Source organism: Pseudomonas sp. QTF5 (assembly GCF_000512695.2).
GTDB lineage: Bacteria > Pseudomonadota > Gammaproteobacteria > Pseudomonadales > Pseudomonadaceae > Aquipseudomonas.
In genome coordinates this window covers 42,191-63,305 of sequence record NZ_AZRW02000004.1, presented here as the reverse complement: position 1 = coordinate 63,305, position 21,115 = coordinate 42,191, and the positions used below count along the sequence as shown (strand labels likewise).

At 59.3% G+C, this 21,115-nt stretch carries 20 protein-coding genes; 11 read left to right on the top strand and 9 right to left on the bottom strand.

The window, feature by feature from the left end; genetic code table 11:
* Positions 1–45: 45 nt before the first annotated feature.
* Complete coding sequence (lpxC, locus tag IC37_RS04455) at positions 46–957, top strand: UDP-3-O-acyl-N-acetylglucosamine deacetylase (RefSeq protein ID WP_007939852.1); 912 nt, start codon at positions 46–48, stop codon at positions 955–957.
* Between the two features lie 168 nt (positions 958–1,125).
* On the opposite strand, the gene IC37_RS04450 is transcribed toward lpxC, so the two are convergent.
* From IC37_RS04450 to IC37_RS04430, 5 genes are all read right to left on the bottom strand, one after another.
* A complete protein-coding gene (locus tag IC37_RS04450) occupies positions 1,126–2,622 on the bottom strand; it encodes a sensor domain-containing diguanylate cyclase (RefSeq protein ID WP_030129827.1) in 1,497 nt (498 codons plus the stop codon).
* A 316-nt stretch (positions 2,623–2,938) separates the two neighbouring features.
* Positions 2,939–6,040 carry a multidrug efflux RND transporter permease subunit gene (locus IC37_RS04445; protein ID WP_030129828.1) on the bottom strand — a complete coding sequence of 1,034 codons (3,102 nt, stop codon included), beginning with the start codon at positions 6,038–6,040 and terminating at the stop codon, positions 2,939–2,941.
* Positions 6,037–7,197 (bottom strand): efflux RND transporter periplasmic adaptor subunit, encoded by a 1,161-nt coding sequence (locus IC37_RS04440; RefSeq protein ID WP_030129829.1) that lies wholly within the window; start codon positions 7,195–7,197, stop codon positions 6,037–6,039. The genes IC37_RS04445 and IC37_RS04440 overlap by 4 nt, the downstream gene beginning before the upstream one ends.
* A gap of 392 nt (positions 7,198–7,589) precedes the next feature.
* Positions 7,590–8,093, bottom strand: coding sequence for a murein L,D-transpeptidase family protein (locus tag IC37_RS04435; protein ID WP_030129830.1), 504 nt, complete (start codon positions 8,091–8,093; stop codon positions 7,590–7,592).
* A 65-nt stretch (positions 8,094–8,158) separates the two neighbouring features.
* Positions 8,159–8,710, bottom strand: coding sequence for an NUDIX hydrolase (locus IC37_RS04430; RefSeq protein WP_030129831.1), 552 nt, complete (start codon positions 8,708–8,710; stop codon positions 8,159–8,161).
* A 146-nt stretch (positions 8,711–8,856) separates the two neighbouring features.
* Between IC37_RS04430 and IC37_RS04425 the strand changes: the two genes are divergently transcribed.
* The 5 genes from IC37_RS04425 to purT all read left to right on the top strand — a co-directional run bounded on the left by IC37_RS04425 (position 8,857) and on the right by purT (position 12,205).
* Positions 8,857–9,456 (top strand): CoA pyrophosphatase, encoded by a 600-nt coding sequence (locus tag IC37_RS04425; RefSeq protein WP_030129832.1) that lies wholly within the window; start codon positions 8,857–8,859, stop codon positions 9,454–9,456.
* Between the two features lie 67 nt (positions 9,457–9,523).
* On the top strand, positions 9,524–10,048 hold the full coding sequence (locus IC37_RS04420) for a gamma carbonic anhydrase family protein (RefSeq protein WP_003221962.1): 525 nt from the start codon (positions 9,524–9,526) through the stop codon (positions 10,046–10,048).
* Positions 10,045–10,260 carry a DUF1289 domain-containing protein gene (locus IC37_RS04415; protein ID WP_030129833.1) on the top strand — a complete coding sequence of 72 codons (216 nt, stop codon included), beginning with the start codon at positions 10,045–10,047 and terminating at the stop codon, positions 10,258–10,260. The genes IC37_RS04420 and IC37_RS04415 overlap by 4 nt, the downstream gene beginning before the upstream one ends.
* A gap of 206 nt (positions 10,261–10,466) precedes the next feature.
* Positions 10,467–10,934 (top strand): VUT family protein, encoded by a 468-nt coding sequence (locus IC37_RS04410; protein WP_030129834.1) that lies wholly within the window; start codon positions 10,467–10,469, stop codon positions 10,932–10,934.
* Between the two features lie 89 nt (positions 10,935–11,023).
* Complete coding sequence (gene purT, locus IC37_RS04405; RefSeq protein WP_030129835.1) at positions 11,024–12,205, top strand: formate-dependent phosphoribosylglycinamide formyltransferase; 1,182 nt, start codon at positions 11,024–11,026, stop codon at positions 12,203–12,205.
* A gap of 110 nt (positions 12,206–12,315) precedes the next feature.
* Here the strand turns inward: purT and IC37_RS04400 are convergent, their stop codons facing one another.
* The 3 genes from IC37_RS04400 to IC37_RS04390 all read right to left on the bottom strand — a co-directional run bounded on the left by IC37_RS04400 (position 12,316) and on the right by IC37_RS04390 (position 16,107).
* Positions 12,316–13,632 (bottom strand): MFS transporter, encoded by a 1,317-nt coding sequence (locus IC37_RS04400; protein WP_030129836.1) that lies wholly within the window; start codon positions 13,630–13,632, stop codon positions 12,316–12,318.
* 408 nt (positions 13,633–14,040) lie between these two features.
* Positions 14,041–15,282: a transporter associated domain-containing protein gene (locus tag IC37_RS04395; protein WP_030129837.1), complete on the bottom strand. Its 1,242-nt coding sequence runs from the start codon at positions 15,280–15,282 to the stop codon at positions 14,041–14,043.
* A 12-nt stretch (positions 15,283–15,294) separates the two neighbouring features.
* The gene (locus IC37_RS04390; protein ID WP_030129838.1) at positions 15,295–16,107 is read right to left on the bottom strand and encodes an inner membrane protein YpjD; all 813 of its coding nucleotides are present in this window, start codon (positions 16,105–16,107) and stop codon (positions 15,295–15,297) included.
* A 210-nt stretch (positions 16,108–16,317) separates the two neighbouring features.
* On the opposite strand from IC37_RS04390, the gene ffh reads away from it, so the two are divergent.
* From ffh to rplS, 5 genes are all read left to right on the top strand, one after another.
* Positions 16,318–17,694, top strand: a complete 1,377-nt coding sequence (ffh, locus tag IC37_RS04385; RefSeq protein ID WP_030129839.1) for a signal recognition particle protein — start codon at positions 16,318–16,320, stop codon at positions 17,692–17,694.
* 249 nt (positions 17,695–17,943) lie between these two features.
* Positions 17,944–18,195, top strand: a complete 252-nt coding sequence (gene rpsP, locus IC37_RS04380) for a 30S ribosomal protein S16 (RefSeq protein ID WP_003198088.1) — start codon at positions 17,944–17,946, stop codon at positions 18,193–18,195.
* A gap of 5 nt (positions 18,196–18,200) precedes the next feature.
* Positions 18,201–18,737, top strand: a complete 537-nt coding sequence (rimM, locus tag IC37_RS04375; RefSeq protein WP_030129840.1) for a ribosome maturation factor RimM — start codon at positions 18,201–18,203, stop codon at positions 18,735–18,737.
* Complete coding sequence (gene trmD, locus IC37_RS04370) at positions 18,719–19,492, top strand: tRNA (guanosine(37)-N1)-methyltransferase TrmD (protein WP_173667518.1); 774 nt, start codon at positions 18,719–18,721, stop codon at positions 19,490–19,492. The genes rimM and trmD overlap by 19 nt, the downstream gene beginning before the upstream one ends.
* Positions 19,493–19,537: 45 nt before the next feature.
* Entirely contained in the window at positions 19,538–19,888 is a 351-nt protein-coding gene (gene rplS, locus IC37_RS04365; protein ID WP_003175895.1) for a 50S ribosomal protein L19, read from the top strand.
* Between the two features lie 308 nt (positions 19,889–20,196).
* Here rplS and suhB read toward each other — a convergent pair whose 3' ends face one another.
* Entirely contained in the window at positions 20,197–21,015 is an 819-nt protein-coding gene (gene suhB / locus IC37_RS04360) for an inositol-phosphate phosphatase (RefSeq protein ID WP_008070994.1), read from the bottom strand.
* Positions 21,016–21,115 lie beyond the last annotated feature (100 nt).

The following is a 21,115-nucleotide window of genomic DNA, read 5'->3' as shown; positions in this document are numbered from 1 at the left end:
CTTTGTTGATACCAGTTCGCAATTTGCGCTGAAGCGGCCCATGCCATGATAAAACAACGCACCCTGAAGAATATTATCCGTGCCACAGGTGTCGGCCTGCACTCCGGGGAGAAGGTCTATCTGACCCTCAAGCCAGCGCCCGTCGACACCGGCATTGTGTTTTGTCGTGCTGACCTCGACCCTGTGGTGCAGATTCCTGCCCGTGCGGAAAACGTTGGCGAAACCACTATGTCGACCACGCTTGTTAACGGTGACGTCAAAGTGGACACGGTGGAGCACCTGCTCTCGGCCATGGCTGGCCTGGGCATCGATAACGCCTACGTCGAGCTCTCCGCGTCCGAAGTCCCGATCATGGATGGTAGCGCTGGACCCTTCGTATTCCTGATTCAATCGGCTGGCCTGGAAGAACAGGACGCTGCCAAGAAGTTCATCCGGATCCTGCGGGAAGTGACAGTGGAAGACGGCGACAAGCGCGCCACTTTCGTCCCTTTCGAAGGTTTCAAAGTGAGCTTCGAGATCGATTTCGATCACCCGGTTTTCCGTGACCGCACACAAAGTGCAAGCGTGGATTTTTCCAGTACTTCGTTCGTAAAAGAAGTCAGCCGCGCCCGTACCTTTGGTTTCATGAGTGACATCGAGTACCTGCGCAAGCACAACCTCGCACTCGGCGGCAGCGTTGAAAACGCTATTGTGGTCGACGCGGATGGTGTACTGAACGAAGACGGCCTTCGCTATGAAGACGAATTCGTGAAGCACAAGATCCTCGATGCAATTGGTGACCTCTACCTGCTGGGCAATAGCCTGATTGGTGAGTTCAAGGGCTTCAAGTCCGGACATGCATTGAACAACCAGCTGCTGCGCAAGTTGATTGAGCAGACAGATGCCTGGGAAGTCGTGACTTTCGAAGACGCCAGCACTGCACCGATCTCTTACATGCGTCCTGTTGCGGCCGTGTAAGCAAAAAACCTCTCTAGTTTTTTAAAGGCTACCTTCGGGTGGCCTTTTTTTATGATCGTATGATCGTTCCCACGCTCTGCGTGGGAATGCAGCTCGGGACGCTCCGCGTCCTGCCAAAACGGACGCGGAGCGTCCGGGGAGGCATTCCCACGCGGAGCGTGGGAACGATCAATCCGCAGCGACCACCCGATTCCGCCCGTTTTCCTTGGCCTGATACAGCGCCTTGTCCGCCGCAAACAACAACTGCTCCAGGCTGATGTCGGTCGCCGTCGTCCAGGTGCTGATACCGATACTGACAGTAATCGGTGTCTTATCGCCTCCCACCAGCGGCAACTGCTCCACCGCCGCACGGATGTTGTCGGCAATCTGTTGCGCGCCGACGCTGTCGGTTTCAGCCAGGATTACCGAAAACTCCTCGCCACCGTAACGGGCGACCAGGTCCGCCGGCCGTCGAACATGGGTGCCGATCACCTTGGCCACCCAACGCAAGGCATCGTCGCCGCCCTGATGGCCATGGCGATCGTTGAACGCCTTGAAGTGATCGACATCGATCATCAGCACCGACAATGGCAGGCCGGAACGTTGGGCGCGAAACCATTCATGGCGCAGGGCGTGATCCAGGCTTCGGCGGTTGGCCAGTCCGGTCAAAGGGTCGGTGGCGGCCAGTTGTGCCAGTTCCAGCTCTGCACTTTGGCGCCGACGCAATTCCCGGCAGAGCAACCACGTCAGCCACAACAGGCTCACGCACAGAGCAATGGTCGCAAAGCTGACCACCACCGCAGTGCGCTTCCAGGCCGCAAAGACCTCATCACTGGACAGCGCAACGATGACGATCAACGGCAAGTTCCCGACCTTGGAGAAGGTGTACAAGCGCTTGTCATGGTATCGATCGGACATGCTGGTGAAGCTGCCGTTGCCTTCCTTGACGATACGCTGGAAGTTGGGGCGGTTACTGAAGTTCTTGCCGATCAGCTCTTCGGCCAGGCGTGGTTGCTGGGCCAGAAGAGTCCCGTCCTTGCTGATCAGATTGACCGTACTGTCACGACCGATGCTCAAACTGTTGAACAACTGATCGAAGTAACTCAACCGCATGGCGGCTTCGGCCACGCCCAGGAACTCACCTTGGGAGCCGCTCACCCGGCGGCTGAAACTGATACGCCAATCCTGTTCGGGCGCCCTGGCTCTGAAGGGGGGACTGATGAACATGCCCGGGTCCGGGTTGTTCACGTGAGACTGGAAGTATTCGCGGTCGGCATAGTTGCCCTGCCTGGGCTCCACCGAGGCCGAGTCGGCGATTACGTCGCCCTTGTTGTCGAGCAATAAAATGTTGCCCTTGTACGGCGCGGCGGTGGCGCGATCGAAATAGGCCAGATGGCGAATGGCTGGAGAAACGCTCTTGAGGTCTTCTCGCTGGGAGGCAGCGATCAAGCCCAGCAGGGACACATCATAGAGTTCGACATTGCGCAGCACGTCGGCATCGATCAATTGCACGATATTGTTGGCGGCGCGAGTGGCGGACAATTCGGCGTTGGCGCGTTCACGGATCAGCAGGAAGGTCACGATGCTCAGTATCGCAATCACCAACAACAAACTGCTGAGAACCAAAAGCCGCTCCGATCGTGTCGAACGGATCGGATATTGAGATTTCGCACTGCTCACACTCATGGTTCTGACTTCTGCAAAATAAGACGTTATGAAAATTCTTTTACAAAAATCGGGCAGAGTCCCAGAAACCGGTCGCGTCCAGAGCGCCTATATAAATGCCGGATTAAAAAAAAGGCCAGCAAAACATGATGGCCTTTTGCTAATTGGAGCTTAGAAGACATTCGGCGGGTAGTCGATAATTACCCTGTCGGGTGGTCTGGCTTTTTTATGGCAAGGGGGCTTGTCGGAACGCCGCATCGCCGCGTTCGGTTGCGAAGCAGTCGTAAACTGGCTTGCGCGGTGGCCGCGGCTTTTTCAGAACGCGCATGACCCCGCCTCAGTCTGTGGTCACCAGCGCCGGCAGCGGTGTTGATTTGGGTCGATGGAATAATCGCTCCAGCCACAAGTATATGACTGGCGTGGTGAACAGCGTCAGCGCTTGGCTCACCAGCAAGCCGCCGACCACCGCGATGCCCAATGGCTGGCGCAGTTCGGCGCCGGTGCCGTAGCCGAGCATCAACGGCAGGGCGCCGAGCAGGGCGGCGAGGGTGGTCATGATGATCGGCCGGAACCGCGTCATACACGCCTCATAGATCGCCTCTTCCGGCGGCAAGTCACGGTTGCGCTGGGCGTCCAGCGCGAAGTCGATCATCAGAATGCCGTTCTTCTTGACGATGCCGATCAGCAGCACCAGCCCGATCAGCGCCATGATTGAAAAGTCCTGGCCACAGATCCACAGCATGATCACCGCCCCGAGTCCCGCCGAAGGCAGGGTCGAGATGATCGTCAGCGGGTGCACGAAGCTCTCGTAAAGCACGCCAAGAATGATATACACCGCCACCAACGCCGCCAGAATCAGCCACGGCTGGCTGGCCAGCGAACTCTGGAACGCCTGGGCCGCGCCCTGGAAATTACCGCTGATGGCCGCCGGCATGCCGATGTCGGTCTTGGCCTGATTGAGCAGGATCACCGCATCGCCCAACGCGACGCCGGGCGCCAGGTTGAACGACAAGTTGGCCGCCGGGAACATCCCATCGTGAGCGATGGACAACGGGCCGATGGTTGGCGCATCGAATTTCGCCAGGGCCGACAGCGGCACCATTTCCCCGCTCAGCGGCGAACGCAGGTAGAAATAGTTGAGGCTTTCGGCCTTGCCGCGTTGTTTGGTGTCCAGCTCCAGAATCACGTTGTACTGGTTGGTCTGGGTCTGGAATTCGTTGATCTGCCGCTGGCCGAAGGCGTCGTACAGCGCTTCGTCGACATCGCTGGCGGTCAGGCCGAAACGCGCCGCTGCGCTGCGGTCGATGCTGATGTGGGTGATGCTGCCGCCCAGTTGCAGGTCGTTGGAAATGTCGCGGAACGCCGGGTTGCTGCGCAGTTTTTCCGTCAGGCGTTGGGTCCAGGTGCTCAGGAGTGCCCCGTCGTTGCTCTTGAGCACGTATTGGTACTGCGCACGGCTCGGGCCGGAGCTGAGGTTGATGTCTTGCCCGGCGCGCAGGTACAGCACGATGCCCGGGACTTTCATCAGTTGCGGGCGAATCCGGTCGATGAACTGGCTCGCGGACACGTCACGGTCGCCGCGTTTTTTCAGCGAAATCCAGAAGCGTCCGTTGGCAATAGTCTGGTTGCTGCCCGAAACGCCGACCGAATGGGAGAACGTCTCGACAGCGGGATCGGCGGCGACGATCTCGGCCATCGCCAGGTGTTTTTTCACCATGTCGCCGTAGGAAATGTCCGCCGCTGCTTCGGTGGTGCCGAGGACGAAACCAGTGTCCTGCACCGGGAAGAAACCCTTCGGAATGAAAATGTACCCGGCGACCGCCAGGCCGAGGGACAGGCCGAATACGCCGATCATCAATTTCTGATGGGCGAGGGCGCGGCGCAGACCTTTCTCATACAGCGCCAGCAAGCGTTCGCCGAAACCCGGTTTGCCATGGGCGTGATGCACCGGCGCGCGCATGAATAGCGCGGCCAGAGTCGGTGCCACCGTCAGGGAGACCACCACGGAAATCATGATGGTCGAGGTGGCGGTCAGGGCGAATTCCTTGAATAGCCGCCCGACCACGCCGCCCATGAACAGCAGCGGAATGAACGCCGCCACCAGCGAGAAGCTGATCGAGACCACGGTAAAACCGATCTCGCCGGCGCCTTTGATAGCCGCCTCGCGCATACCGTCGCCGGCCTCCAGATGGCGGTGAATGTTTTCCACCACCACAATCGCATCGTCCACCACAAACCCGACGGACACCACGATCGCCACCAGCGTCAGGTTATTCAGGCTGAAGCCCATGATGTACATCAGGGCAAAACTGGCGATCAGCGACACACCGAGCACCGATGCCACGATCAGGGTCGCCGACAACTGCCGCAGGAACAGCGCCATCACCGCCACCACCAGCAGGATAGCGATCAGCAGGGTGACTTCCACTTCATGCAACGAAGCACGGATGGTCTGGGTGCGGTCGATCAACACCTTGACCTGCACCGAGGCCGGCAGCATGGCCGTCAGCGTGGGCAGTGCCGCCTGAATGCGGTCGACGGTTTCGACGATGTTGGCCCCCGGTTGCCGGAAAATCACCAGGTTCACCCCCGGCTGACCATCAGCCCAAGCCTGGATGTAGGCGTCTTCCGAACCGTTGACGACTTTGGCCACATCCTTGAGATGAACCGGTGCGCCGTCCTTGTAGGAAACAATCAGCTGACCGTACTCCTGGGGGTGGAACAATTGATCGTTGGTGGACAAGGTCGAAATGCTCGACTCGCCGTACAACGCACCTTTGGCCAGGTTGAGGCTGGTCTGCTGGATCGCCAGGCGAATGTCCGCCAGGGTCAGGCCAATGGCGGCGAGTTTGTCCGCCGACGCCTGCACGCGAATCGCCGGACGTTGCTGACCGGTGATGTTGATATTGCCTACGCCGTCGATCTGGCTGATCTGACGGGCGAGCAGGGTTTCCACCAGGTCACTGACCTCGGTGCCGGGCATTTGCGGCGAGTTGATGCTGAGGATCAGCACCGGGCTGTCGGCCGGGTTGACCTTCCTCCAGTTCGGCAGGTTCGGCATGTCTTTGGGCAGTTTGCCGGCGGCGGTGTTGATCGCGGCCTGGACTTCCTGCGCGGCGGTGTCGATGCTTTTGTCGAGGGTGAATTGCAGGGTCAGAATGGTCGAGCCCAGGGCGCTGCTCGAGGTCATCTGGGTCACGCCGGGGATGGCGCTGAATTGCACTTCAAGCGGCGTAGCCACCGACGAGGCCATGGTTTCGGGATTGGCACCGGGCAGTTGCGCGGCCACCTGGATGGTCGGGAATTCCGCTTCCGGCAGCGGCGCAATCGGCAGTCGCGGGAAGGCGATGACACCGAGCAGCACCAAGGCAAAGGTCAGCAGGACCGTCCCCACCGGATGATCGATGCACCACGCGGAAATCGAGCCATGGCCCTTCATGGTTTCGGCTCCGATTGCACCACTTGCGGTGGGTCGGTCACTACCTGCACGGTCGAACCAGGTTTGAGCCGTGACTGGCCGTCGCTGACCAGCACATCGCCCGGTTTCACGCCTTTGATGATGTCCTGGCCGCTGCCTTGATAAACCATCTGCACCTGAACGGCTTCGACCTTGTCGCCATTGACCCGGTAGACGAAATGTTGATCGAGGCCACGTTGTACGACGGTGGGCGGCACCACCAGCGCATTTTTATCCAGCGCTGTCTGAATCTTTACCGTTACCAGCAGGCCCGGCCAGAGTTTCTGTGCGGGGTTGGCGAATTCGGCCTTGGCGCGGATGGTCCCGGTATTGGCGTTGATCTGGTTGTCGATCAGGGTCAGGTGACCTTCGCCCAGCAGATTGCCGGTTTCGCCGTCGGTGTCGGCACCGATGTAAGCCTTGACCGGAGTGTGTTGTGGATCGTTGATCAGGCCCTGCAGGGTCGGCAGCATTTGCTGCGGTAGGGAAAATTCCACAGCGATCGGGTCGATCTGGGTCACCGTGAACAGGCCTTGAGTGTCGGTCATGCGCAGGAAGTTGCCTTCGTCCACCGTGCGAATACCGATGCGACCGGTGACCGGGGAGCGAATCTGTGTGTAGGAAAGCTGCACCAGAGCGGCGTCGATCGATGCCTGATTGCCTTGGGTAGTGGCTTTGAGTTGGTTGACCAGGGCTTGTTGCTGATCGTAGGTCTGCTTGGACACGCCGTCGTCAACGCTCAGCAGTTTGTAGCGTTTGAGGTTGACCTGAGCCACTTGCAGTTGCGCCTGACTTTCACCCAGTTGCGCCCGGGCCTGGTCGAGGCTGGCGCGGATCGAGCGGTCGTCGATGGTGGCCAGCAGATCACCTTTGTTCACCAGTTGGCCTTCCTTGACCAGCAGTTTGGTGAGGATGCCGTCGATCTGCGGACGTACGACCACGCTGTGTAACGACAGCACCGAGCCGATACCGCTGATGTAGCGGGGCACGTCTTTTTCGGCGACGCTGACCACTCGCACGGGAATGGCGGTGGGGGCGGCCATTTTGGTCGTGGCGGGTTTGGTGGCGTACCACACGCCCAGCGCTGCCAGGGTGATCAGAAGGGCGGCGAACAGGGCGGTTTTTTTCTGAATTCGCATGCGAGCGGGGCGCCGGGCAGAGTGGTCGGAGTTTTTGTCAGGTTTATACCTTCCTTTATAAACCTGTTAGCCCGTCAGGAGAGTGACTGGTAACTGACGGCGCTGTCAGTTTGGACCTCTTTGGATTGAAGCTGATTCCCCTGTAGGCGCTGCCGGAAGGCTGCGATCTTTTGAATTTATTTTTCGATGCCGCCCGAAGGAAGCGGCCAGAGCATGGATGGAAAGTAAGGCGATGCTTCTGTGGCGAGGGAGCTTGCTCCCGCTGGGGCGCGAAGCGGCCCTCGATTAGCGAATGCGGTTTCAGATAGAACTTTGGGGCCGCTTCGCAGCCCAGCGGGAGTAAGCTCCCTCGCCACAGAAGCTTCTAGCCAGCCTTGAATTGAAGGTAGCCGTTACGGGCGAATCTCGATCATCGTGCCGTCCGGCACCAGACCCCAGACTTCGCGCATGTCCATGTTGCGCATGGCGATACAGCCGTCGGTCCAGTCCAGGGTGTGGAACAGGTCTTCGGGGTTGTCTTCGGTATCCGGGGTGCCGTGGATCATGATCATGCCGCCAGGCTCGACGCCTTCGCGCCGGGCACGGGCGGCGTCGCTGATGTTGGGGTAGGAGATGTGCATCGACAGGTTGAAACGGTCGCTGATCTTGCGCCAGTCCACCCAATAAAAGCCTTCGGGGGTGCGTTTGTCGCCCTCCATCAGCTTCGGCCCCTTGGGGCGTTTGCCCAGGGAAATGCGATAGGTCTTGATCGGCTTGCCGTCATTGATCAATTGCAATTGATGGGCTGATTTGAGAACCAGAACTTTTTCGATGACTCGGCCGTCCAGCGTTTCCGTGGAGGAAGCCTGGGTGACAGCGACGAACGATAAGCAAAAAACGGCAAGCAACCAGCGCATTGGAACAATATCCCTAAGAGGTGTCGCGATTATTTATTTTATAGCTGCTTTTATGTGTAGGAGCTTTAAATGATGGCAGGCTGGACGAGCGGCGGGATCGATTCGGACCGCACGGGGTAGACCTCGGACTGCCGGTCAGCGAAGAAGCATTCTAAGGTACGGCCCACCGTGCGGAAAGCCAGTTCGCCCCAAGGGATGTCGGCTTCTTCGAACAGTTGCACTTCCAGGCTCTCGGGACCCGCGGAAAAATCCAGGTCCACCAGTTCGGCGCGAAAGAATACATGCACCTGGCTGATGTGCGGCACGTCGATCAACGTATAGATATTCAGGTTGCGCACCCGGGCGCAGGCCTCTTCGGCGGTCTCGCGAATGGCGGCCTGTTCGATGGTCTCACCGTTTTCCATGAAGCCGGCGGGCAGGGTCCAGTAACCGAGCCGTGGCTCGATGGCGCGACGGCACAGCAACACCTTCGAACCCCAGGTCGGCACGCAACCGGCGACGATATTGGGGTTCTGGTAATGGATGGTATGACAGCTGTCGCAGACAAAACGCAGGCGCGAATCGCCTTCGGGAATGCGCTGGGTTACCGGGTTGCCGCATTGGCTGCAAAATTTCATGCTTGGGTTCCTGAATGCTGCGCCTATCTTGGCGTGCGGCGGTGTCGGTCGGCAAGTTGTCGTTTCGCGACATGAGGCTGTTCGGGGCTTGGGCGGCCGATGCGATTGGTGCATGATGCAGGGTAAGGCACAGATCGAGAAGACTCATGCTGGACGAGCTACTGCACCGGGTAAGCAATCACACGCCGCGTACGCTGGAAACCGACCGACGTTTCCCCGAAGCCGCGGTATTGTTGCCCATCACACGCAGTGACGAACCGGAATTGGTCCTGACCCTTCGCGCCAGCGGGCTTTCGACCCATGGCGGCGAAGTTGCTTTCCCCGGCGGTCGACGCGACCCCGAAGACCCCGATCTGATTTTTACCGCCCTGCGCGAAGCCGAAGAAGAAATCGGCCTGCCGCCTGGGCTGGTCGAAGTGATCGGCCCGCTGAGCCCACTGATCTCCCTGCACGGCATCAAGGTCACGCCCTTTGTCGGCGTGATCCCGGATTTCGTCGAGTACCAGGCCAACGATGCCGAGATCGCCGCGGTGTTCAGCGTGCCGCTGGAGTTCTTCCGCAAGGACCCGCGCGAGCACACCCACCGCATCGACTATCAGGGCCACAGTTGGTACGTGCCGAGCTACCGTTATGGCGAGTACAAGATCTGGGGGCTGACGGCGATCATGATCGTCGAGTTGATCAACCTGCTCTATGACGCGAAAATCAGCCTGCATCAACCACCCAAGAGTTTTATCAAAACCTGAAGCCATCGTTCGCATGGCGTGAATCCTGCTTTCGCTAGTGAGCCTGCCTGGCCTTGAGGACAATACGATGAAATACCGCCTGGGCGACGCCCGTGTCGACACCCATCCGCAGAGCTGGGTCGCACCCAATGCCGTGCTGGTGGGCAAGGTCAAACTGGAAGAGGGCGCCAATGTCTGGTTCAACGCCGTGTTGCGTGGCGACAACGAGTTGATCCTGATCGGCAAGAACAGCAACGTGCAGGACGGCACCGTGATGCACACCGACATGGGCTACCCGCTGACCATCGGCACCGGCGTGACCATCGGCCACAACGCGATGCTCCACGGCTGCACGGTGGGCGATTACAGCCTGATCGGCATCAACGCGGTGATCCTCAACGGCGCGAAAATCGGCAAGAACTGCATCATCGGCGCCAATTCGCTGATCGGTGAGGGCAAGGAAATTCCGGACGGTTCGCTGGTCATGGGCTCACCGGGCAAGGTCGTACGCGAATTGACCGAGCCGCAAAAGAAAATGCTCGAAGCCAGCGCCGCCCACTATGTGCATAACTCGCAGCGTTATGCCCGCGATCTGGTCGAGCAGGAAGAATGAGCACCATCGAGCGACCGGTCCCATCGCCGTGCGTGAACATTTGTGCGCTGGATGAGGATGACATTTGCACCGGGTGTCAGCGCACCGTGGAAGAAATCACCCGCTGGAGCCGGATGGACAACACAGAACGGCGCAAGGTGTTGGGGTTGTGTCATGAGCGGGCGAAGTCGAGTGGGTTGATCTGGATGATCGGGCAGAAGCCGGGCGTTTGAGTGATGCCTTGAAAGTGCTGCGCACTTTTTCGCGAGCAAGCCCGCTCCCACATTTGATTGATGTTGCCCACACCGTTTGTGATCGACACCGAATCAATGTGGGAGCGGGCTTGCTCGCGAAGAGGCCATCACAGGCACCACCTCCTTGGCCCCGTCGCATCCCTGAAGTACCCTGTGCGTCAAATTGACAGGTATCCTCCCGCCCCATGCTCTTCCTGATCGCCTACATCAGCAGCGTCGTGCTGATCAATTACGCTTTTTCCAGCGCCCCGCACCTGGACATTATCTGGTCGGCCTGGGGTGGGCTGGTGTTTGTGCTGCGCGACATGGTGCAAACCCGGTTCGGTCACGGCGCGATCGCGGCGATGCTGGTGGCGTTAGTACTGTCCTACGTCACTTCCGACCCGTCCATCGCCCTGGCCAGCGCCATCGCATTTGCCGTGTCCGAGTGCATCGACTGGCTGGTGTTCAGCATTACCAAGCGTCCATTGCATGATCGCCTGTGGATAAGTTCGGCGCTGAGCATCCCGCTGGACACCTTCATCTTCTTCGGCATGATCGATGCCTTCACTCCGGCCGTGATCCTCACCGCCATGGGCTCGAAGTTCGCAGGTGTGACGGTCGTGTGGCTGATCATGGCCTGGCGCTTGCGTAATCAGGCAGTCGCCACCTGAAGCCAAACCCTCAGGTTCATGTAAAATGCCGCGCTTTCTCCCCATGGGAAGCGCGCTTCCCTCGATGATCCGCTTCTTGAGGACCTGAGATGACCCGTATCGGAACTCCATTGTCGCCAACCGCGACCCGCGTATTGCTGTGTGGCTGTGGCGAGTTGGGCAAGGAGGTGGTGATCGAGCTGCAACGCTTGGGCGTTGAAGTGATTGCCGTGGATCGCTACGCCAATGCGCCAGCCATGCAAGTCGCCCATCGCAGCCATGTGATCAACATGCTCGACGGCGCCGCCCTGCGTGCAGTGATCGAAGCCGAGAAGCCGCATTTCATCGTGCCGGAAATCGAAGCCATCGCCACCGCGACCCTGGTTGAACTGGAGTCCGAAGGCTTCACCGTGATCCCGACCGCTCGCGCCGCACAGCTGACCATGAACCGCGAAGGCATCCGTCGCCTGGCCGCCGAAGAGCTGGGCCTGCCGACCTCGCCGTATCATTTCGCGGACACCTTCGAGGACTACAGCAAGGCTGTCGAAAATCTGGGTTTCCCATGCGTGGTCAAACCGGTCATGAGCTCCTCGGGCAAAGGCCAGAGCCTGCTGCGCAGCGTCGATGACGTGCGCAAGGCCTGGGATTACGCTCAAGAAGGTGGCCGCGCCGGTAAAGGTCGCGTGATCATCGAAGGCTTCATCGACTTCGACTACGAAATCACCCTGCTGACCGTGCGTCACATTGGCGGCACTACGTTCTGTGCGCCGGTTGGCCACCGTCAGGAGAAGGGCGACTATCAGGAATCCTGGCAGCCACAAGCCATGAGCCCGGTTGCTCTGGCTGAATCCGAGCGCGTTGCCAAAGCCGTGACTGAAGCTCTGGGTGGCCGTGGTCTGTTTGGCGTCGAGCTGTTCATCAAGGGTGATCAGGTGTGGTTCAGCGAAGTTTCGCCGCGCCCGCATGATACCGGTCTGGTGACCCTGATTTCCCAGGACCTGTCGCAGTTCGCGCTGCACGCTCGGGCGATCCTGGGCCTGCCGATTCCATTGATCCGTCAGTTCGGGCCTTCGGCTTCGGCGGTGATTCTGGTGGGAGGGCAGTCGACACAGACCGCTTTCGCCAATTTGGGCGCTGCGCTGAGCGAGCCGGATACTGCATTGCGTCTGTTCGGCAAGCCTGAGGTCAATGGCCAGCGTCGGATGGGTGTGGCGTTGGCGCGTGATGAGTCGATCGAAGCCGCACGGGCTAAAGCGACCCGTGCTTCTCAGGCTGTTGTTGTAGAGCTGTAACCGAGTCGCGGCTATCGCGGGCAAGCCCGCTCCCACAGGATTTAGGTTGTTCGCAGATGTTGCGTACACCCAAAACCTGTGGGAGCGGGCTTGCCCGCGATGGCGGTCTGTCAGGCCACCCGATTCAAATCGTTATGCCGCGTCTCCTTCAGGCACAGCACCGCTATCAAACTCAGCACCGCCGCCCCCGACACATACCCTCCGACATAACTCAAACCGCCCATCGCCACCAGTTTCTGCGCAAAGAACGGTGCCGCCGAAGCTCCGACAATCCCGCCCAGGTTGTAGGCCGCCGATGCGCCGGTATAGCGCACGTGGGTCGGAAACAGCTCCGGCAGCAGCGCGCCCATCGGCGCAAACGTCACGCCCATCAGAAACAGTTCGATGCACAGAAACAGCGCTACACCCCAGGTCGAGCCTTGGGTCAGCAGCGGTTCCATCAGGAATCCGGACAGAATCGCCAGCACGCCACCGATGATCAGCACCGGTTTACGCCCGAAACGATCACTGGCCCAGGCCGACAGCGGTGTCGCGGCCGCCATGAACAGCACAGCGAAACACAGCAGCGCGAGGAAGGTTTCGCGGGTGTAGCCGAGCGTCGACACACCGTAGCTCAGCGAAAACACCGTCGAGATATAGAACAGCGCGTAACACACCACCATCGCCCCGGCACCCAGCAGCATCGGCGCCCAATATTGGCTGAACAGCTCGACCAACGGGATCTTCACCCGCTCCTGGCGAGCCATGGCGTTGGCGAACACCGGGGTTTCGTGGAGCTTGAGGCGTACGTACAAGCCCACCATCACCAATGCAGCACTGAGCAGGAACGGAATCCGCCAGCCCCACGAACGGAACTGCTCGTCGTTGAGGCTCATGGCCAGCGTCAGGAACAGGCCGTTGGCCGCCAGGAACCCGATCGATGGACCGAGTTGCGGGAACATGCCGTACCAGGCGCGCTTGCCTTTGGGCGCGTTCTCCGTAGCCAGCAATGCGGCGCCGCCCCATTCACCGCCCAGCCCCAGGCCCTGGCCGAAGCGCAGCACGCAAAGCAGGATCGGCGCCCAGGCGCCAATGCTGTCGTAACCCGGTAGCACGCCGATCAGCGTGGTACACACGCCCATCAGCAGCAGGGAGGCGACCAGTGTCGATTTGCGCCCGATGCGGTCACCGAAGTGGCCGAACAGCGCCGAACCCAGTGGCCGCGCAAGGAAGGCGATACCGAAGGTGAGGAACGCCGACAGCATCTGGGCGGTGCCGGAGGTTTGCGGAAAAAACACCGGCCCGATCACCAGCGCTGCCGCAGTGGCATAGACGTAGAAGTCGTAGAACTCGATAGCCGTGCCGATGAAACTCGCGGTGGCTACTCGGGTGGCGGAGTTGGTTGGTTGGACAGGCGCGGTGTCGCTGAACGTTGTGCTGGTCGTCATGCGGTAATCCCTGACAGTCATGTGCCCCAGTGGAGCGAATTATTATGGTCGAATACCCAGGGATGTGGGTTGAGATACGGTCGCTGTTCAAGGTAGGAACAGTCGTCGCAGTGGTGCGGATATTGTCGATGATCTGGCCGGAACCTGCTGCGTGCGGGGTAAGCACGTGGTTCGGCGGGGGGCTTGGGTAAGCGGCTTGATTATAGGAAGGCGGCTAATGATTCAACAAGCGGCTTGGAGGATGCGATGGCTTTTGTGGCGAGGGAGCTTGCTCCCGCTCCCGCTCCCGCTCGGGCGCGTAGCGGCCGCAAACGGATGAATGCATTCTTTCAGGATGATCGCGCTGTTTGTGATCGGGCCTGCTTCGCAGTCCAGCGGGAGCAAGCTCCCTCGCCACAAGGGATCGCGTCAGATTTTGGAAAGGGCAGGCACTGAGCTGGTATGCCAGATCAACACGCGCGTGACGCGATTGTCTTCCGTCTCCAGAATCTCCAGCCGATAACGCCCGATCTTCAGGCAAACCGCACTGTCCGGAATCGTCTCCAGCGCCTCGGTCACTAACCCGTTGAGGGTTTTCGGGCCATCGCTGGGCAAGTGCCAGCCAAGACTTTTGTTCAATTCACGAATCGACGCCGCACCCTCGATGACCAAACGCCCATCGGCCAGCGGGTGGATGTGCGGGTTATCCAGGCTGTGCTGGCTTTCGAACTCGCCGACGATTTCTTCGAGAATGTCTTCCAGGGTTACGATGCCCAGTACTTCGCCGTATTCGTCGACCACCATGCCCAAACGCCGCTGCTGCTTGTGGAAGTTCAGCAATTGCAGGTGCAGTGGCGTGCTTTCCGGTACGAAGTACGGTTCGTGGCTGGCTGCCAGCAGAGCTTCTCGGGTCAGGCTTGAATCCGGGAGCAAATGACGGATCTGGTGGGTGTTGAGCACCGCTTCGACCTGGTTGATGTCGCTGTGGAATACCGGCAGGCGGGTGCGCCTGTTATGGCGAAGTTGCTCGATGATTTCTTCGAGGGAGTCGTCCAGATTGATTCCGTCGACGTCACTGCGCGGCACCAGAATATCGTTGACCGTGATGTTATCCAGCGCGTGGATACCTGACAGCGAATGCGGGCGACAGGCCGCGTGTTCGTGATCGTCGTGCCGATCTGCCGGGGCCTCGTCTTCGCTTTGCTGCACCACGTTGATTTTGCGGGCGAATGGCCGCATTAGCAGTTGGCCGATGCCATTGAGTAGCCAGGCGAACGGATAGACGATTTTCAACGGTACGCCGAGCAGTGTGTTGCCAAGGCTTAGCACAGCATCCGGATGGCGCATGGCGAGGCTGCGCGGCAGATAGTCGGCGAATACCAGCAGCACCGCGCTGGCACCGAGGCCGGCAATCCATGGGCCGTTTTGCGCCCAAGTGAAAATCGCCAGCAAGGTGCTGATGACCACCACCAGTGCGCGACACAGGGTGTTGCAAAGGATCAGGCTGTTAAGCGGGAAGTTCAGCTTGGCCGGCGGTTTGTCGCTCGAGCGCGAGGCCGTGCGCTGGGCCAGCAAGTGCTGTTGTGCGATTTCGATGGCGGTAAACAGCCCCGACCATAAAATCAGCAGGGCCAGCACCGCGAGCATCGGTCCAATGGGCAAGTCGTCCATTAATGCCGCCCGTCAGATATGCAGAATGTATTCGCGGACCAGCTTGCTTCCGAAATATGCCAGCATCAGCAGGCAGAAACCGGCAAGGGTCCAGCGGATGGCTTTGTGTCCGCGCCAGCCGAGGCGGTTGCGCCCCCAAAGCAGCACGCTGAATACGATCCAGGCCAGGCACGCCAGCAGGGTTTTATGCACCAGGTGCTGGGCGAACAGGTTCTCGACGAACAGCCAGCCGGAGATCAGCGACAGCGACAGCAGGCTCCAGCCGGCCCAGAGGAAACCAAACAGCAGGCTTTCCATGGTTTGCAGTGGCGGGAAGTTCTTGATCAGCCCGGACGGATGCTTGTGCTTGAGCTGATGGTCCTGAACCAGCAGCAGCAAAGCCTGGAACACCGCGATGGTGAACATGCCGTAAGCGAGGATCGACAAGAGGATGTGGGCGAGGATGCCTGGCTCTTCATCAATGATCTGCACCGTGCCGGCGGGGGCAAACTGTGCCAGCAGCACGGTGGCGGCGCCCAGCGGGAACAGCAATAGCAGCAGGTTTTCCACCGGAATCCGCGAGCAGGCCAGCAGGGTCAGGGCGATGACCGCTGCGGCAATCAGGCTGGCGGCGCTGAAAAAGTCCAGGGCCAGGCCGATCGGTGTCAGCAGATAGGTGATCAGGCTGACGCTGTGGGCCAGCACGGCCAGCACACCGAGCGTGACCAGCAGGCGCTTGTTCGCCTTGGCGCCGGTGGCCAGACGAGTGCCTTGATAGAGGGTCGCAGCGGCATATAAGCAGGCGGCGGCGAGGGTGGTAAGCAAACTGGGTGACAAGGGGAGCATAAATCCTGTTAGGCAAGCCCGAAAGGCGCTGAGTTTGGCATAGAACCCCCACAGCACGAAAGACCATGCAACCTGACGGCGAGGTGTCCGCCAGACGCAGTCTTCGCTATAATCCGCGACCTGCCCACGCCGCAGGCTCGCCGAGCACATGTTTATTCCGGTCTGGGCCGCCATTATCCCGGTCTACACAGGGCCTGAAAGGATCGCGCAATGTTTGAAAACTTAACCGACCGTCTCTCGCAGACGCTGCGCCATGTCACCGGCAAGGCCAAGCTGACCGAAGACAACATCAAAGACACCCTGCGCGAAGTTCGCATGGCGTTACTCGAAGCCGACGTCGCCCTGCCGGTGGTCAAAGACTTCGTCAATTCGGTCAAGGAGCGCGCTGTCGGCACCGAGGTGTCGCGCAGCCTGACGCCGGGCCAGGCCTTCGTGAAAATCGTCCAGGCCGAACTCGAAAGCCTGATGGGCGCGGCCAACGAAGACTTGAACCTCAGCGCCGTTCCTCCTGCCGTCGTGTTGATGGCCGGTTTGCAAGGTGCGGGTAAAACCACCACCGCCGGCAAACTCGCGCGCTTCCTTAAAGAGCGCAAGAAGAAGTCGGTCATGGTCGTGTCCGCGGACGTTTACCGTCCGGCGGCGATCAAGCAGCTGGAAATGCTCGCGGGTGAAGTTGGCGTTACCTTCTTCCCGTCCGACCTGAGCCAGAAGCCGGTCGACATCGCACAAGCGGCTATTAAAGAAGCCAAACTGAAATTCATCGACGTGGTCATCGTCGATACCGCCGGTCGTCTGCACATCGACGAAGAGATGATGGGCGAGATCAAGGCGTTGCACGCCGCGATCAACCCGGTCGAAACCCTGTTCGTGGTCGACGCCATGACCGGCCAGGACGCCGCCAACACGGCCAAGGCCTTTGGCGATGCGCTGCCGCTGACCGGTGTGATCCTGACCAAGGTCGACGGCGATGCCCGTGGCGGTGCCGCGCTGTCGGTGCGAGCCATCACCGGCAAGCCGATCAAGTTCATCGGTATGGGCGAGAAGACCGAAGCGCTCGAACCATTCCATCCTGAGCGTATCGCTTCGCGCATCCTCGGCATGGGCGACGTACTCAGCCTGATCGAGCAAGCCGAACAGACCCTCGACAAGGACAAGGCCGATAAACTGGCCAAGAAGCTGAAGAAGGGCAAGGGCTTCGATCTCGAAGACTTCCGTGATCAGTTGCAACAGATGAAGAACATGGGCGGCCTCGGCGGCCTCATGGACAAACTGCCGAACATCGGCGGCGTGAATCTGGCGCAGATGGGCAACGCCCAGGGCGCGGCAGAGAAGCAGTTCAAGCAGATGGAAGCCATCATCAATTCCATGACCCCGGCCGAGCGCCGCGACCCTGAGCTGATCAGCGGTTCGCGCAAGCGCCGGATCGCCATGGGTTCCGGCACCCAGGTGCAGGACATCGGTCGCTTGATCAAGCAGCACAAGCAGATGCAGAAGATGATGAAGAAGTTCTCCGCGAAAGGCGGAATGGCCAAAATGATGCGCGGCATGGGCGGTATGTTGCCCGGCGGCGGCATGCCAAAGATGTAAAGTATTCACGCAAGGGCTTGCCCTTGCATCTCCCACATGGAAGTGGGATCTCCAGCAAACCCGCACTTGGCGGGAGCTGACTGGCCATCTTCAACGATGGCTCTATAGCAAATCTGGATGGCGACCGATAGGCCGCCGGAAAAAGACATTTGCAAAAGTCCGGATATTCCTTAGAATATGCGGCCTTTCGGGCACCTATGCCCGCTGTGCCTTTAGATTTGCAGCACCGACTACAGGAACGATGTTCACATGCTAACAATCCGTCTTGCCCTTGGCGGCTCCAAAAAGCGCCCGTTTTACCACTTGACCGTAACCGACAGCCGCAACCCGCGTGACGGTTCGCACAAGGAACAGGTTGGTTTCTTCAACCCTGTTGCTCGTGGTCAAGAAGTTCGTCTGTCCGTGAACCAAGAGCGCGTAGCCTACTGGCTGAGCGTTGGTGCACAACCTTCTGAGCGCGTTGCTCAGTTGTTGAAGGAATCTGCCAAGGCTGCGGCCTGAGCAATATGAGCGCGACGCCAGCTGTTGCCGATGATTTGATCGTTATTGGCAAAATTTATTCTGTTCATGGCGTTCGCGGCGAAGTGAAGGTGTATTCCTTTACTGATCCGATCAAAAACCTGTTGGAGTACAAAACCTGGACGCTCAAGCGCGAAGGTAGTGTGAAACAGGTTGAGCTGGTCAGCGGGCGTGGGAACGACAAGTTCCTGGTCGCAAAGCTCAAGGGTCTTGATGATCGTGAAGAAGCTCGTCTTCTGGCCGGTTACGAGATCTGCGTGCCGCGTAACCTGTTCCCTGAATTGACCGACGGCGAGTACTACTGGTACCAGCTGGAAGGTCTGAAGGTTGTTGATCAACTCGGGCAATTGCTCGGGAAAATCGATCATCTTCTGGAAACCGGCGCCAATGATGTAATGGTGGTCAAGCCTTGCGCTGGCAGCCTGGATGATCGCGAACGCCTGTTGCCCTATACGGAGCAATGCGTGTTGGCTGTCGACCTTGCCGCAGGCGAGATGAAGGTGGAATGGGATGCGGACTTCTAAACGTGGCTAACCTGCGCGTAGAAGTGATCAGTTTGTTTCCCGAGATGTTCTCCGCCATCAGCGAGTACGGCATCACCAGTCGTGCGGTGAAACAGGGGCTGTTGCAGCTCACCTGTTGGAATCCGCGAGACTACACGACGGATCGACATCACACTGTGGACGATCGCCCATTTGGCGGTGGTCCGGGCATGGTGATGAAGATCAAGCCCCTGGAAGATGCTCTGGTTCAGGCCAAGGCAGCAGCCGGGGAGGCGGCGAAGGTAATTTACCTGTCCCCCCAAGGCCGTCAACTGACTCAGTCGGCGGTACGCGAGTTGGCGAATCTGGATGCATTGATCCTGATTGCCGGCCGCTATGAAGGCATTGACGAGCGTTTTATTGATGCTCATGTCGATGAAGAGTGGTCGATTGGCGACTATGTACTGTCTGGCGGCGAGCTGCCGGCGATGGTCCTGATCGATGCGGTTACACGACTGCTGCCTGGAGCTTTAGGGCATGCGGACTCCGCCGAGGAAGATTCCTTTACGGATGGTTTGCTGGATTGCCCGCACTACACCCGACCGGAGGTGTATGCGGATCAGCGTGTTCCCGACGTATTGCTAAGTGGCAATCACGCGCATATCCGGCGTTGGCGTTTACAGCAGTCCCTTGGTAGGACCTTTGAACGACGCGCCGATCTTCTGGAAAGCCGCTCGCTTTCTGGAGAAGAGAAGAAGCTGCTCGAGGAATACATCCGCGAGCGGGACGATAGTTAACAACGTATCGATGGTAGATCCGACGATTTACCTTAGGAGCACAGCATGACTAACAAAATCATCCTTGCACTCGAAGCAGAGCAGATGACCAAAGAGATCCCTACCTTTGCCCCGGGCGACACCATTGTCGTTCAGGTGAAAGTGAAGGAAGGCGATCGTTCGCGTCTGCAAGCGTTCGAAGGCGTCGTTATCGCCAAGCGTAACCGCGGCGTAAACAGTGCTTTCACCGTTCGTAAAATCTCCAACGGTGTTGGCGTAGAGCGTACTTTCCAGACCTACAGCCCGCAAATCGACAGCATGGCTGTTAAGCGTCGCGGTGACGTACGTAAAGCCAAGCTGTACTACCTGCGTGACCTGTCCGGTAAAGCAGCTCGCATCAAGGAAAAACTGGCTTAAGTCCAGCTTCCGATGCCGAAACGCCAGCCTGTTCAGGCTGGCGATTCAAGAAAATGCCCCGTATCGAAAGATGCGGGGCATTTTTCGTTATGGCTGCATTTAATGCTGCTCAGTTAGAGCGCGTAACTTGTGGGGGCGGGCTTGCTCGCGAAGGTGGTGTGCCAGGCGGCATTGATGTCGACTGACACTCCCTCTTCGCGAGCAAGCCCGCTCCCACATGGATCGCGGCGTTAGGGGGGGGGGGGGGGGGTTGCGCAAAAAAAAACGCCCCGAACAAGTCGGGGCGTTTTCTTGAGGTGCTTTTGCGTTTAGCGTTTCAGCGAAGCTGGCAGGTGCGGCTGGATCGCCGTCAATACTGCCTTGAAGCACTTGGTGTTACCGGCGACGATGTGGCCTTTCTCAAGGAAGTCGTGACCGCCGGTGAAGTCGCTCACCAAGCCGCCAGCTTCCTGGATCAGCAGGGCGCCTGCAGCCATGTCCCACTCGGACAGGCCTGATTCCCAGAAAGCGTCGAAACGGCCGGCAGCCACGTAGGCCAGGTCCAGGCTCGCCGAGCCAGCGCGGCGGATGCCGGCGGTCTGGCCAACCAGGGCGCGGAACATGCCCAGGTAGTTGTCGAGGTTGTCCATCTGGTCGTCACGGAACGGGAAGCCGGTACCCAGCAGGGCGCCGTCCAGGCTGGTGCGGCCGCTGACGCGCAGGCGACGACCGTTCAGTTGGGCGCCGCGACCGCGGCTGGCGGTGAATTCTTCCTGGCGAACCGGGTCCAGAACAACGGCGTGTTCCAAGCGGCCACGGTATTTGCAGGCGATGCTGACAGCGAAGTGAGGAATGCCGCGCAGGAAGTTGGTGGTGCCATCCAGCGGATCGATGATCCACAGGTACTCTTCGCCTTCGATGCCGCTACCGGCGTGCATGCCGGTTTCTTCACCCATGATCGAGTGATTAGGGTAAGCCTTGCGCAGTGCATCGATGATTTTCTGTTCGGCGGCGCGATCCACCTCGGATACGTAATCCTTGGCGTCTTTTTCGTCGACCTTGATGGTATCCAGGCGCTCGATGGAGCGGAAGATCAATTCACTGGCGCTGCGGGCGGCGCGCAGCGCGATATTCAGCATGGGCTGCATGGATGTGTCACCTAAGGTTGTTAAAGAAAGCCGGGCATTCTATCAGAAAGTTTCTACAGGAGAAGGTCGGTGTTCGCTTTCATGTCTTAACGGTGTGTCC

What these genes read in the sequence shown, in the direction of transcription:
- IC37_RS04415 (WP_030129833.1), top strand. Translation starts at nt 10,045, where the DNA reads ATGAGCACCATCGAGCGACCGGTCCCATCGCCGTGCGTGAACATTTGT.
- ffh (WP_030129839.1), top strand. Translation starts at nt 16,318, where the DNA reads ATGTTTGAAAACTTAACCGACCGTCTCTCGCAGACGCTGCGCCATGTC.
- rimM (WP_030129840.1), top strand. Translation starts at nt 18,201, where the DNA reads ATGAGCGCGACGCCAGCTGTTGCCGATGATTTGATCGTTATTGGCAAA.
- rplS (WP_003175895.1), top strand. Translation starts at nt 19,538, where the DNA reads ATGACTAACAAAATCATCCTTGCACTCGAAGCAGAGCAGATGACCAAA.
- IC37_RS04420 (WP_003221962.1), top strand. Translation starts at nt 9,524, where the DNA reads ATGAAATACCGCCTGGGCGACGCCCGTGTCGACACCCATCCGCAGAGC.
- IC37_RS04400 (WP_030129836.1), bottom strand. Translation starts at nt 13,632, where the DNA reads ATGACGACCAGCACAACGTTCAGCGACACCGCGCCTGTCCAACCAACC.
- IC37_RS04440 (WP_030129829.1), bottom strand. Translation starts at nt 7,197, where the DNA reads ATGCGAATTCAGAAAAAAACCGCCCTGTTCGCCGCCCTTCTGATCACC.
- lpxC (WP_007939852.1), top strand. Translation starts at nt 46, where the DNA reads ATGATAAAACAACGCACCCTGAAGAATATTATCCGTGCCACAGGTGTC.
- IC37_RS04435 (WP_030129830.1), bottom strand. Translation starts at nt 8,093, where the DNA reads ATGCGCTGGTTGCTTGCCGTTTTTTGCTTATCGTTCGTCGCTGTCACC.
- IC37_RS04430 (WP_030129831.1), bottom strand. Translation starts at nt 8,710, where the DNA reads ATGAAATTTTGCAGCCAATGCGGCAACCCGGTAACCCAGCGCATTCCC.
- IC37_RS04425 (WP_030129832.1), top strand. Translation starts at nt 8,857, where the DNA reads ATGCTGGACGAGCTACTGCACCGGGTAAGCAATCACACGCCGCGTACG.
- IC37_RS04410 (WP_030129834.1), top strand. Translation starts at nt 10,467, where the DNA reads ATGCTCTTCCTGATCGCCTACATCAGCAGCGTCGTGCTGATCAATTAC.
- IC37_RS04390 (WP_030129838.1), bottom strand. Translation starts at nt 16,107, where the DNA reads ATGCTCCCCTTGTCACCCAGTTTGCTTACCACCCTCGCCGCCGCCTGC.
- purT (WP_030129835.1), top strand. Translation starts at nt 11,024, where the DNA reads ATGACCCGTATCGGAACTCCATTGTCGCCAACCGCGACCCGCGTATTG.
- IC37_RS04445 (WP_030129828.1), bottom strand. Translation starts at nt 6,040, where the DNA reads ATGAAGGGCCATGGCTCGATTTCCGCGTGGTGCATCGATCATCCGGTG.
- suhB (WP_008070994.1), bottom strand. Translation starts at nt 21,015, where the DNA reads ATGCAGCCCATGCTGAATATCGCGCTGCGCGCCGCCCGCAGCGCCAGT.
- rpsP (WP_003198088.1), top strand. Translation starts at nt 17,944, where the DNA reads ATGCTAACAATCCGTCTTGCCCTTGGCGGCTCCAAAAAGCGCCCGTTT.
- IC37_RS04395 (WP_030129837.1), bottom strand. Translation starts at nt 15,282, where the DNA reads ATGGACGACTTGCCCATTGGACCGATGCTCGCGGTGCTGGCCCTGCTG.
- trmD (WP_173667518.1), top strand. Translation starts at nt 18,719, where the DNA reads ATGGGATGCGGACTTCTAAACGTGGCTAACCTGCGCGTAGAAGTGATC.
- IC37_RS04450 (WP_030129827.1), bottom strand. Translation starts at nt 2,622, where the DNA reads ATGAGTGTGAGCAGTGCGAAATCTCAATATCCGATCCGTTCGACACGA.